Origin of the sequence: uncultured Nitrosomonas sp., from assembly GCF_902826915.1 — a bacterium.
GTDB lineage: Bacteria > Pseudomonadota > Gammaproteobacteria > Burkholderiales > Nitrosomonadaceae > Nitrosomonas.
On record NZ_CADEGP010000083.1, the window covers coordinates 1 to 10,938 of the forward strand.

Sequence of the window (10,938 nt, forward strand, 5' to 3'; positions counted from 1 at the left end):
TTGCATTCCGATACACATTTGACTCTCAATTCAACAATTGATTGCTACAGAGCCTAATTAAAGTATGGAGTCGTTTAAATGGGAAGATCAATTTCTCTTGGCAATCCGGAAGTTAATTGCAGATAGATATTTCAATAAAATGTATTATAATTATATTGAAATTTTAGAAGGGAAAATGGAGCCAAAATTTGGCAGTTTTTTTGAGAAACCATAGTCCTTCTCTCTGAATTATGTAAATATTCTAATAATTGTCTAAATTCAAGGTGCGTTATGATTGAACCTGGATTCGGGGTGTTAACAAATCCCCTTGCTGGCAGTCACCTAGTTAAAGTGTGTCGAGATCGCGAGGTCAAACTTGAAGCGGTTGCGCATTACGTTGCTGAAGGTTTACGTAATGGTGAAGCGGTTACAGTTATCGCACGATCCAGACTGAGAAAATCCTTAATTGATTGTATGGGTGCGTTTGATTTTGATACACAGTCTTTACAAGATCAAGGCCAAATTAAATTTCTTGATGCAGAATTTCTACTGTCAAGCATATCGTTTGATGGTGAAATTGATGCGGAAGCCTTCGAAAAATTTGTTGCGAGTCCCATGAGAACCATAAAATTAAAATATGGCAAACTTCGTATCTTTGGTGAAATGGTTGACATTCTTTGGCAAAACGATTCACACGATATGGCTATGCAGCTCGAGGATTTATGGAATGGCTTATTCAAAAAATTTGAATTTTCAATGCTTTGCACCTACTCGCTAAATCATATTGATCCTGATGCTTATGAAGAGGCTCTGAAGCGCATCTGTAGATGCCACACACATCACATACCTTTAAAAAACCCTGATTCATTTTTACCTTCTGGAAGTACGGCAGTACTGGATTCTTTTGAACTTGCGTGGAAGCAATTAGTCGAGAAATTAACTGCTAATGACGATACAGTACTTCGCATGCCACCTGCATAACACCAACTACTTGTGCCGTTCACATGCCATGACTATAAGCGCGCTTAATAAAATATAAAGTTGCTCAGGCGGCTCTACTAGTATCAATTATCCAGCGAGAAGACTCATTCTTCACGACACTGTAACATTCGCACGCATTGACTTCAAGTTTCCCTCTATCCTTAAGCTCTATCTGCCCGCGACTATATTCTATCATCCCATCCCGCTGCAATTTCTTTGCTATGACAGTAATGCTCTCACGACGAACACCCAAAATATAAGCAATTAACTCGTGGGTGATTGACAAATTACTTGAATCACAACGGTCAAAACAGGAAAGCAGCCAAGTACACAACTGCTGTTCTAAGGCGTGCCGTCGATTACATGCGGTAGCCTGTGAGATTTGCACAAAAAGCGTTTGGGCATAACGTAATAGCAATTTCTTTAATGTTCCGGTGCGACGGCCTTCACTACGTACCATAGCGTTTTGTAACGCTCTTATAGAGATTCGATAAGCTTGACCTTCTATTTTGGTTATCGCTTGAGTTAACGTTTTATCATTACCCATCACAACCGAAATTCCTAATATTCCTTCTTTGCCTACCATTGCTACTTCTACACACGAACCATCTTCCAGACAACATAGCAAAGACACCGTACTTGAAACAGGAAAATAAGCGTATCGCAATTTATCATTATCTTCGAAGACAACCTCAGAGTGTAACAATGTTACAAGCTCCAGATGAGGAACTAAACTCTCGATCTCAGCCGCTGTCAACGCACCAAGAATACTATTCTCTTTATAATCAGTTGCAGTTATTGTCAGCATGATCTTTAATAGCCTAAATAGAAAATGTCGATTATTTTAAAACAATTTAATCAAAATCATAGCAATTGCCAATTCCTCATATTATTCAATATTAATAATTGTGATCAGTTATGAATCAACACTTTGTTAAGCACGGCTTAAAACTCTACTGATAGTAACATAAGCTTATATCTATTGGGATGACCAAAGGATAAGGAGCAAATTTAGCAATTTAGAAATATGTCAAGACTCAGGCAAACCAAAGGAAGAAGCCATTAGCTATTGGAAAAATAGTAAATGTACGATTCGTGATACAAAGAAACTTAACATCAATGTTCTTTATCATTAGATTTAACCATTTCTGACAAAGTAGTTAGTATCTGTTGCCGTAAACTCGGACTAGCACCGAGCACTATTCCAGAGATCAAAACCGTCAGCACAATGTCGCTAGGTTTAATATTAGACTTGCCAACAATATTACCTATTACAGACCCCAGCTGACCAGCAGAGTCACCAGAGGCCTGGTCTGATGCGTTGTCAATACCTTTAATCGGCGCATCATTGCCTTGTCGCGCAATAACGATTAATAACATTCCGGCAATGAACGCCACTCCGCCGCCAACAATCATCCCTGCTTGCCAGGGCGGAATTGTTTCTGCTAAAGACAAATACAAACCAGTAAGCACAAAAATCATGCCAACGATTATTGCCATCACGGCCAACCCCATCAGAGACAACATCACCGCCAAATTGACTGAACCTTTCCACAGTTTAGCCGTTTCAGCAGCAACGATCTCTGCAAGCAATTTTGGCAGCATCTAAATCCAGATAAAGGTTTTAACGTCTATTACTCAATAACATACCGATTACAAAACCACTGCCAAACGCAATAAGCGCACTGGTTAGTGGTCGTTCTTCGATATACTTCTCCACATTCTCTCCTGTCTCTTTAGCCTGATTTTTAACAGCCTTCTCCGCATCATGTGCTAAATCAGAAACGTTCTGGCCTTGTTTTTCTGCCAGATCCTTCACTGAAGTCATGATCGATCCAATATCATTCCGTAGACTAGCAAAATCTTTTTTTATTTGATCCATTTCTTTACTAAATTCATCTGCTGCTGCCACGCTTTTACCTCCGTTTGAACTTAAGTTCGACAATTAATAATCAAATAACAATAAATTGAACCTACTCTTAGCCTATTATTTAATTAAAATGCTTTAAAAAAATACTTCAAGCAATATTTAACTATAACAGTCTCATTTTACCTCTCGATACACTAAAGGTTATAGAAATATTTAACAACTTACATATTGAACAAATAAATAATTGCCAATACGCTCACTGGTACCCCAAGCAACCATGCTAGAAAATATTTACCCATTTGAGTCTCCTTCTAATTTGAGAAAATTGTTTTGTTAACCTAATCGGTTGCCAACATAACACGCAACCGCGACGTCATGCTATCGCATGAATTTTTAGCGGTATGTACGGTACCGCACAAAAAGATAAATAATGGGAAAAATAGTTTATTGCTCATTATAATCATAGAAATGACGATAGAGAAATATCTCATTCTCTAATAAATTGTTAAAAAATTTTTGCATTGCGCTGCCGCTTGAATAATATAGACAAGATTAAAAATCAATAGGGTATATCAACAAAAAACATTAGTGTTGATGATTTGCTGAAGTGTTTTTAATTGGAGATGTTGGTTGCGACGTCCATAGCCGCACGAGAGTAATCCCTATGGCCAGGATGGGCGGGCCAATGAAAATACCGATAAAACCATAAGCTATGATACCGCCCGATGCGCCTAAGACTACCAATAAAAAAGACAGATTGCTTCCGCGGCTGATGAGATAAGGTCTGACAAAGTTGTCAATGCTACTGATCACCAAAACACCCCATAACACCATGAAAATCGCCCACCCGTAAGATCCATCGTAGAGAAACCAAATACCGACACCGCCCCATATCAAGGATGGTCCCATGGGAATTACTGATAGAAAGAAAGTGGCAGCACCGAGCAGAAATGCACTCGAACCTGATAAGCCAGCGATGAGAAATCCGATCATGGCCGCAATAGCCTGTGCTAAAGCTGAACCAAAAATACCATACACAACTCCCGTAACGGTATTGTGAATTTGTTCTAACGGCTCTGCGCCAAGATTGCCATCCAGCAGTTTCGAGACACCGTTATGCAACATTTGCACCAGCACCTCGCCATCTCGATAGAAAAAAAACCCAATAAACGCGGCAAAAACCATTTGCAGCAAGCTCTTGCCAATTACATTACCCAGATTAAGGAGAAAATTCTTAATCGGCTCAAGTGATCCTGTAAGCAATATACCGACTTCTTTCCCTCCAGACATGAGTCCTTGCCAATACCGGATGAGTTGCTCACCAATGAAGGGAGTGTCTTTAAGCCATGCAGGAGGCTCAATCGAACCTTGTTGCATGAACACTTTGACCGCGTCAATTATGGCCGTAACATTCTCTGCCAAACTAAAAGTAAGCAATGTTGATGGAATGATCACGAGCATTATCATCCCCGCTATCATCAATAGTGATGCCAGCGTAGTATTCCCCCTCAATGCTTCGCGCAGCCGCAGATAAATCGGCCAAGTCGATATACATACCACCATTGCGAACACGATAGCGGGAATAAACGGATGGAGAATCTGGTAACAACCAATGAGCAGAATAGCAATTACAGCTAACCGGGCAAATTGCAAAACATATTCCTTTGTACTCATCCTAGACTCTCCTTGGCTTACCCCCATATTACTATTTGCCACTGCAATCTCCGACTCACAATGAAACCATAGCATTAAGAAGTACAAACGAATTCTTCATCAACTGCAATAGTTCCTGATTTTAAAAACTCTCATTGCCTGTTGGTTCGATAGATCTGACGCCGTTCATGTTGTGCCTAAGATTAGCAATAGACGTATAAACGACCTTCCGGATTCGATTGACTCCACCGAGTGGGCGATGCTCAGGTACAGTATGCCAAGGCGTATACGAAATATTTTCGCAGAATTTATGCTGCCCCGGCTTATCGAAATTTTGTCGGGGAATCGTAATAGTTGCAACCTGAAAAAAAGGTGCCATGCTTTCCTCCCACTCACTTGTGGCCATCTCGACACTAAGCTTATCCTCCTCTACTGAACCGATATCTCGCGTCTGAATCAAAAATTCAAAACAAGCATCATTGGTGCTGAGATGTTGCTTCATTGCCGTGCGCAGATAATTAGGATCTTGAAACTGCGCTTCATCGGGAATGTTGCCCACCTGACTACAAGGCCTAGCTGAAAATTTCATTGCACGGCGGTTTGATCCTGAGCCAAGTTGATAAGGCACCGCCGACCAGTAACGCGTATAGAGTGGATTGGCAATCTTTTTACTGTTGATCTTTACTGCGATGATTGATCCCTCAATGCCAAGTGAGAGAGGCGCAGACAATTGACGCAAAAGATTTGAGCTGCTGAGCGACTGAATGAGGCTTAAATATTTTTGCGGATCATTGATGAAAAATACAGGATGAGTAATCATTAAGAAATCTTGTGTGCTGCTCTCATCCGACAGAAGTTTTTCTCCGGGAATTCCCATCAATTTTATTGACATACCTCGCCCATCACCTTCTTTGTCTTCACGTGATGGATCGCTGTCGCTATTTGAAAAACGAATCCAGGCCTTATAATGTGCGCCGGCCCGGAAGACACCGTGCTGATGTTCGTCCTGAAGCGTTCCATTAACTCTAAAATCCGCCAGCACACAGCCGTGCGCTTTGGAATGGACATGACGAAGCGCGGGAAGATTGTTTGAATAACGCGACCTGATCGTTTGCTCAATACTCTCCTTAATAGCCAGCGTTGCAGCTTGCTCATCTGGCCAGAGCGACTCACCAAGCTCTGCGTCATATTCGATATCACTGCCTGGCGCCAATTGATTGCTGGTAAGCGCTGTCTCCGCCACTAAACTTTCCGATGGGGCATTGCAAGCAGCAAGAAACATTAGAGATGATAGAAATACCGCAAGATTTAGAAAGATTGAGCGGAAAGACAATGAACGCATAGCAGCCTCATATAAGAATAGAATGGTTGCTCGAACTAACTACGATTTATTGGCCTGCAATCACCTAGCACTATTCAGACATGAAGCAAAAGAATTTTTGACTGGCTAAAGTATTACAGGAATCAGTTATGTGGTATGTGCGATGTCACACAAATAGCAAATAGCAATGAATCACCGCGCTAATCTACCTGCTACTCAGAAATCTTTTTGTAAAGTTTGATCGGCTCGGCTCGTTTTTTTCGCATGCGAAGATTGAGCATTTCTACTGTAACGGAGAAAGCCATCGCAAAATAAATGTAACCCTTCGGCACATGCACGCCAAACCCTTCCACCATAAGTGTAACACCCACCAAAATAAGAAAAGAAAGCGCCAGTATCTTGACCGTAGGATGCTCATCTACAAAATCGCCAATCGTTTTCGCCGCCACCAGCATCACCATTACTGCCAAAATGATGGCAATCGCCATGAGAGAAACTTCATCAACTAATCCCACTGCCGTAATGACTGAGTCCAGTGAAAACACAATATCCAAAATTGCAATTTGAAGCAAAACCATCCCTATGCTGGAAACTACCACATTAGGTCCCTGCTCCTCCACTCCTTCCAGACTATTGTGGATCTCATGTGTCGCTTTAGCAATTAGAAATAAGCCGCCCCCGACCAGAATCACGTCACGCCCTGAAATCGCATAAGCAAACACCGTGACCCATGGTTCGGTTAATCCCATAACCCAGGAAATTGAAAATAGCAATGCTAAGCGTGCTATCATGGCGAGGCCAAGCCCCATTCTTCTGGCAAAAGCTCGTTGCTTCTCAGGAAGCCGTCCAACAAGAATGGAAATAAAGATAATATTGTCGATTCCCAGAACAATTTCCAACGCGGTTAGTGTACCTAACGCGATCCAAGCTTCAGGGCTTGTCAGCCATTCAAACACAAGGTCTCCTGTTTCTTCTTTTATGGGTCATGAGGTTACAAAATGGATTGCTAATGGTTTAGCAGTTAATCATACCTGCATTTATCTCAGATTTCTGAAGCATCAGAAGCAATTTTAGACAGCGGCAAACAAGATCAATGAGAGTGGAAATTTTTTTATCTATCAATTTCCTTCGACTGACAACCAAAGCCAGCGTATCAAAAGAAAACCTAATATACTGATAAAAACCACCCCGCTAAATACCACAAGCCCCATTATTGCAACAAAAAAACGACTGTGCGTTACTGTTTTTTCTGGTTGATCGAGATAATCATTAAGCAGTTCAACATTACGCTGATTGGCTTTCCACATGAAATCCGAGACATCTCCTAAAACAGGAATTATTCCTAAAATTGCATCCAATCCTATATTAAAAGCCATTTTCAGAAGAATTGACTTGGGAACACCCATTTGAGCGGCTTGTGTCAGAATATGACTGGAAATTACCGCCCCTGCAGCATCCCCGATTCCGGGAACCAATCCAATGAGTCCATCAAGACCAAATCGTATTTGTGTTCCTGGAATGCGGAAAGTGCTGTCTAATAGCCAGGCTAGTCGATTCAGCTTATCTTTTGATTGTTCAATTTCAATTTTATTCATATAATCTTATAGTTAAAACAAGAAAAATAGTAAGCGATAAAATTTCCTGTGATAAATTTGAATCAACATGGAGCTATTATTTATTGTTAATAACGATCAGTGGCATCTTCAATCTTATCACCAGCATCCTCAATAGCATCACTCACTGTATCTTTGGTATTTTCCACGCCTCGGTCTATTTTCTCACCTGCTTGCTCGGCAGGGCCTTTTTGTTCACAGCCTGCAAGCATTAAGGACGCCACAATCAGAAAAGCTGATAAAATTATTTTATTCATGTAATGCACCTCATATAAAGTCAAATTACTTATTATTTTAAAAACAGGTTAATGTGAAAATCGTTTCCAGAGACTTCTGCAAAAATATCACTTAAATCTGGAAGCGGCCGATTTTAGCGCGCCGCTTAGAGAATCCCACGCACTCTCAGCACCAGCCTTGAGATCTTCCCAGGCATCCTCACTGGCATCCTTGAGTTCAGAAAGTTTCCCATTCACGGTCGCTTGCTTGGATTTCAGCTCTTCGATTTGTTTGTAATATTCAATTTGCGCATCAGCTTCTGCTTTAGCTGCCTTTGCCTTGAGTTTATCGATCTCTGCAGCACATTCATCCAGCTGCGCTTGTAGTTTCTTTTCGTAAGCCTCTTTCATGCTCATGACTACCCCCCTATTTTGTTTGTTTTATACTAAACCCGCGTTGGGTTCGGCTCGAATCTAAATTGATAGCTATCAATTTAGATTCGAGTTTAAGTCCGGGCTAGTTACATTGCAACTATATAATTAATAACCGTCCCTGATTTTATCTGCACGATCTTCGATTCTATCGGCTTGATCTTCGGACGACTCTCTAAGCTGATCCGCGCGATCCTCCATTCTGTCGGCTTGATTGTCGCGCAACTCTTCCATTTCTTCTTTTGCATCCTCATCGGCTTCTCTTATCTGATCAGCTTTATCTTCCAATCGGTCAGCCCGCGTTTCTGCATCATCCATTCTTTGAACCGCACTTTGCGAATAACCTTGGGGTGAAGCAATAATTAATAGAAAAGCACTTAAAGCCAAAATTGTTTTGATTAAATTATTCATTTCAAATCTCCATCTTATAAGAATACTTATTTCAATTTTTTTTGCAAAAATCATCAACTTGCTTTTCTGCTTCTTCTTTGGCAATGCCGTATCTTTCCTGAATTCTGCCAACCAGCTCTTCACGTTTTCCTTCGATAATATCCAGGTCATCATTAGTTAACTCGCCCCATTGCTGCTGCGCTTTGCCTTTAACTTGTGCCCAGTTTCCTTTGACTTGGTCCCAATTCATAGTAAAACTCCTTTTATTGAAATTATGTTTCTAACTTGTGCTAAATACACTTGCAAAATTAATACTTTTAATTGCTTATAGAAAATTACATTTCTATCCACTGATTTATCACAATTTCAGAGTCATACAGGCGGCGGACGTCGACCTAGCACCCAGAATACAATTGCTAAAATAACGCCGATAACAAATAAAATCCACGCCATTTCCATAGCTATGCCTGCGACACCGGTAATGCCTAGTAGGGCTGCAATTATTGCTATGACTAAGAAAGTAATCGCCAAATTTATCATAAGATTTCTCCTTTTTTAGGGTTCCAGATTAGTACATTAACTCAGCACTTCAACCTGGAAATGTATGTTCAGAAGTATTAGTGCTTCTGCACCGATTGTGTCACGCACTTGAAGCGTTACAAAGGTCATACTACAGCAGGAATTTTCGCTGGTATGTGCGATCACACACAAAGCGCCTAGTTATACAAAACTCTCTGATCGACTCAGAGACAGCTTCGATTCATTGTCATTCGAAGCAAACTACAAACAAAAATGATGATGAGAAAAATGATCACACTGAAAGCAGCTCTGAGAAAACGAGGCGAAATATCGGAAATAAATATCCAATTAAAGAAAAGGCTTGCGAAGTACTGGAAGATCTCTAAGCCAACAGATTTGCTTGATTTGGTTGCGAGAAGATATTGCTGTTAATACGGAGCCCTGATAGCTGAGGAGGTAACATTACCCGTGAATTTAATTTTCCCGATTACAAGCTAATAAAACCTTAAACTCTGTAATCGGGTCGGTACATAACTAACTCAGTTAGTCACATTTTTTACAAAAATCATCAACTTGTTTTTCAGCCTCCTCTTTTGCAATTCCATATCTTTCTTGGACTTTACCTACAAATTCCTCACGTCTGCCTTCGATAACGTCCAGGTCATCATTAGTCAATTTACCCCATTGTTGTTGCGCCTTACCTTTAACTTGTGTCCAATTTCCTTTGATTTGATCCCAGTTCATAATTAATTCTCCTTAATAAGTTTTAATTTACGTGATGATCAGAACAATGAGCTATTTTCCTCATCATCATTTTTTAAATTATCTGTTGAACAAGAATCTGTATGTACGATAGCCAACATTTAATCATTTCACACTTAGAATCTAACTAAGCAATGTGGCTTTTTAGAAAATACCAACGTATAAATTTTACTCTGGCATAAATTATGCCTGTTTGTGAGGTGGCGCACAGACGGAAAAAAGAATTTGACGCACTATAAAAATCCTATTAATCAGAAAGGAGCAATATTATGATTCAAGGAAAAAAATCAACACTGGCGCTTATTATTAGTGCGGCATTTTTATTAACAAGCATGCACGTATTTGCTGATTATTCTCAAACTCAAAATAAAATTGATGATAAACAGAATTCACCTAAGCAAGTACAACCCAATCCCTCATCCAGCAAGAAAGGTGATGGCAATAAAGAACATCAAAACGCTTCCGAAAAACGGGATGTTACATCAGGGGGGCCGCGCGAGGATGGCGCACGTGAAGCTACCTCAGCAAAGCCAGATGAAGAAGGTACTAGAAAAGGTGCTTATTAGTCAAAACTAAAGCAAAACAAGTGACTTCTATATTATAAAGATGCTCAACGTCCTCGCTGTCGTTGAGCATCTTTTGTATTCATGAAATGATATCAGTACTCACGAACCGCAGCCCCCATGAATCTAATTAAGACGCATCTTTAATTTGCATTTTCTTACGTTTCCTACCATCAGCATCGACGGCAAGGCTTCATACACTGCCCGTATAAATGCCATTGCTTTACATCAAGAAATCCTTCCACACACCAACACCAACACCAAAAAAATTACGCTCTCCAAAAATGATCCTCTCCTTTTATTGACAACAAACACTCTTATTGCTGATTTAAAATGCTAGCCAAATACATTGGGGATTGCATGCGCAAATTACAGCTGATAGAAAAGCTGGTAGAGTTATAACATGTCGTTCTAAAGTGTTCGAGAAGGTTCAAATGAAAAGAAGCACATCAGGATTTGCTGATATAAATTTCCGAACAATTTTCAACACAAGCCTTGATGCTATTTTTAGCATTGATACGAAAGGCTGGATTCTCGTTGCGAATCGGACTGCAGCAAAACGTTACGGCTACAGTCTCAAGGAATTAAGGAAACACTGATTAATTCACCGCACACCAAGGGCTAATCGAGCGGTTTTGGG

The 10,938-nt window shown here is 40.4% G+C and carries 16 protein-coding genes; 3 read left to right on the forward strand and 13 right to left on the reverse strand.

All coding sequences use genetic code 11. The features are described 5' to 3' along the window. Positions 1-270 precede the first annotated feature (270 nt). The gene (locus QZV86_RS12160) at positions 271-960 is read left to right on the forward strand and encodes an MEDS domain-containing protein (protein ID WP_295628524.1); all 690 of its coding nucleotides are present in this window, start codon (positions 271-273) and stop codon (positions 958-960) included. A 64-nt stretch (positions 961-1,024) separates the two neighbouring features. Here the strand turns inward: QZV86_RS12160 and QZV86_RS12165 are convergent, their stop codons facing one another. From QZV86_RS12165 to QZV86_RS12225, 13 genes are all read right to left on the reverse strand, one after another. Next, positions 1,025-1,768, reverse strand: coding sequence for a Crp/Fnr family transcriptional regulator (locus tag QZV86_RS12165; protein WP_295628527.1), 744 nt, complete (start codon positions 1,766-1,768; stop codon positions 1,025-1,027). Between the two features lie 308 nt (positions 1,769-2,076). Then, positions 2,077-2,565 (reverse strand): phage holin family protein, encoded by a 489-nt coding sequence (locus QZV86_RS12170; RefSeq protein ID WP_295628528.1) that lies wholly within the window; start codon positions 2,563-2,565, stop codon positions 2,077-2,079. Positions 2,566-2,584: 19 nt separating this feature from the next. Continuing rightward, positions 2,585-2,872, reverse strand: coding sequence for a DUF883 domain-containing protein (locus tag QZV86_RS12175; RefSeq protein ID WP_295628531.1), 288 nt, complete (start codon positions 2,870-2,872; stop codon positions 2,585-2,587). A gap of 543 nt (positions 2,873-3,415) precedes the next feature. Continuing rightward, positions 3,416-4,504, reverse strand: coding sequence for an AI-2E family transporter (locus QZV86_RS12180; RefSeq protein ID WP_295628534.1), 1,089 nt, complete (start codon positions 4,502-4,504; stop codon positions 3,416-3,418). A 121-nt stretch (positions 4,505-4,625) separates the two neighbouring features. Then, entirely contained in the window at positions 4,626-5,825 is a 1,200-nt protein-coding gene (locus tag QZV86_RS12185) for a catalase family protein (protein WP_295628537.1), read from the reverse strand. 191 nt (positions 5,826-6,016) lie between these two features. Beyond that, positions 6,017-6,760, reverse strand: a complete 744-nt coding sequence (locus tag QZV86_RS12190) for a TerC family protein (RefSeq protein WP_295628539.1) — start codon at positions 6,758-6,760, stop codon at positions 6,017-6,019. A 162-nt stretch (positions 6,761-6,922) separates the two neighbouring features. Next, positions 6,923-7,399: a DUF4112 domain-containing protein gene (locus tag QZV86_RS12195; protein WP_295628541.1), complete on the reverse strand. Its 477-nt coding sequence runs from the start codon at positions 7,397-7,399 to the stop codon at positions 6,923-6,925. 86 nt (positions 7,400-7,485) lie between these two features. Beyond that, on the reverse strand, positions 7,486-7,674 hold the full coding sequence (locus QZV86_RS12200) for a lipoprotein (RefSeq protein ID WP_295628544.1): 189 nt from the start codon (positions 7,672-7,674) through the stop codon (positions 7,486-7,488). 87 nt (positions 7,675-7,761) lie between these two features. Beyond that, on the reverse strand, positions 7,762-8,049 hold the full coding sequence (locus QZV86_RS12205; RefSeq protein WP_295628547.1) for a coiled coil domain-containing protein: 288 nt from the start codon (positions 8,047-8,049) through the stop codon (positions 7,762-7,764). A gap of 123 nt (positions 8,050-8,172) precedes the next feature. Then, positions 8,173-8,475, reverse strand: a complete 303-nt coding sequence (locus tag QZV86_RS12210; protein ID WP_295628549.1) for a hypothetical protein — start codon at positions 8,473-8,475, stop codon at positions 8,173-8,175. Positions 8,476-8,506: 31 nt separating this feature from the next. Continuing rightward, the gene (locus QZV86_RS12215; protein ID WP_292921251.1) at positions 8,507-8,704 is read right to left on the reverse strand and encodes a CsbD family protein; all 198 of its coding nucleotides are present in this window, start codon (positions 8,702-8,704) and stop codon (positions 8,507-8,509) included. Positions 8,705-8,826: 122 nt separating this feature from the next. After that, positions 8,827-8,994, reverse strand: a complete 168-nt coding sequence (locus QZV86_RS12220) for a DUF1328 domain-containing protein (RefSeq protein ID WP_295628553.1) — start codon at positions 8,992-8,994, stop codon at positions 8,827-8,829. Between the two features lie 522 nt (positions 8,995-9,516). Further along, positions 9,517-9,717 (reverse strand): CsbD family protein, encoded by a 201-nt coding sequence (locus QZV86_RS12225; RefSeq protein WP_292921253.1) that lies wholly within the window; start codon positions 9,715-9,717, stop codon positions 9,517-9,519. 287 nt (positions 9,718-10,004) lie between these two features. On the opposite strand from QZV86_RS12225, the gene QZV86_RS12230 reads away from it, so the two are divergent. Both QZV86_RS12230 and QZV86_RS13845 read left to right on the forward strand, forming a co-directional pair. Next, positions 10,005-10,301, forward strand: a complete 297-nt coding sequence (locus QZV86_RS12230) for a hypothetical protein (protein ID WP_295628558.1) — start codon at positions 10,005-10,007, stop codon at positions 10,299-10,301. Between the two features lie 431 nt (positions 10,302-10,732). Beyond that, a complete protein-coding gene (locus QZV86_RS13845) occupies positions 10,733-10,897 on the forward strand; it encodes a PAS domain S-box protein (RefSeq protein ID WP_366925703.1) in 165 nt (54 codons plus the stop codon). The last annotated feature ends 41 nt before the right edge of the window (positions 10,898-10,938 follow it).

Bases quoted from the DNA above. Each gene is read 5' to 3' on its own strand.
- QZV86_RS12160 (WP_295628524.1), top strand. From the start codon at position 271: ATGATTGAACCTGGATTCGGGGTGTTAACAAATCCCCTTGCTGGCAGT.
- QZV86_RS12165 (WP_295628527.1), bottom strand. From the start codon at position 1,768: ATGCTGACAATAACTGCAACTGATTATAAAGAGAATAGTATTCTTGGT.
- QZV86_RS12170 (WP_295628528.1), bottom strand. From the start codon at position 2,565: ATGCTGCCAAAATTGCTTGCAGAGATCGTTGCTGCTGAAACGGCTAAA.
- QZV86_RS12180 (WP_295628534.1), bottom strand. From the start codon at position 4,504: ATGAGTACAAAGGAATATGTTTTGCAATTTGCCCGGTTAGCTGTAATT.
- QZV86_RS12185 (WP_295628537.1), bottom strand. From the start codon at position 5,825: ATGCGTTCATTGTCTTTCCGCTCAATCTTTCTAAATCTTGCGGTATTT.
- QZV86_RS12195 (WP_295628541.1), bottom strand. From the start codon at position 7,399: ATGAATAAAATTGAAATTGAACAATCAAAAGATAAGCTGAATCGACTA.
- QZV86_RS12200 (WP_295628544.1), bottom strand. From the start codon at position 7,674: ATGAATAAAATAATTTTATCAGCTTTTCTGATTGTGGCGTCCTTAATG.
- QZV86_RS12205 (WP_295628547.1), bottom strand. From the start codon at position 8,049: ATGAGCATGAAAGAGGCTTACGAAAAGAAACTACAAGCGCAGCTGGAT.
- QZV86_RS12210 (WP_295628549.1), bottom strand. From the start codon at position 8,475: ATGAATAATTTAATCAAAACAATTTTGGCTTTAAGTGCTTTTCTATTA.
- QZV86_RS12215 (WP_292921251.1), bottom strand. From the start codon at position 8,704: ATGAATTGGGACCAAGTCAAAGGAAACTGGGCACAAGTTAAAGGCAAA.
- QZV86_RS12220 (WP_295628553.1), bottom strand. From the start codon at position 8,994: ATGATAAATTTGGCGATTACTTTCTTAGTCATAGCAATAATTGCAGCC.
- QZV86_RS12225 (WP_292921253.1), bottom strand. From the start codon at position 9,717: ATGAACTGGGATCAAATCAAAGGAAATTGGACACAAGTTAAAGGTAAG.
- QZV86_RS12230 (WP_295628558.1), top strand. From the start codon at position 10,005: ATGATTCAAGGAAAAAAATCAACACTGGCGCTTATTATTAGTGCGGCA.
- QZV86_RS13845 (WP_366925703.1), top strand. From the start codon at position 10,733: ATGAAAAGAAGCACATCAGGATTTGCTGATATAAATTTCCGAACAATT.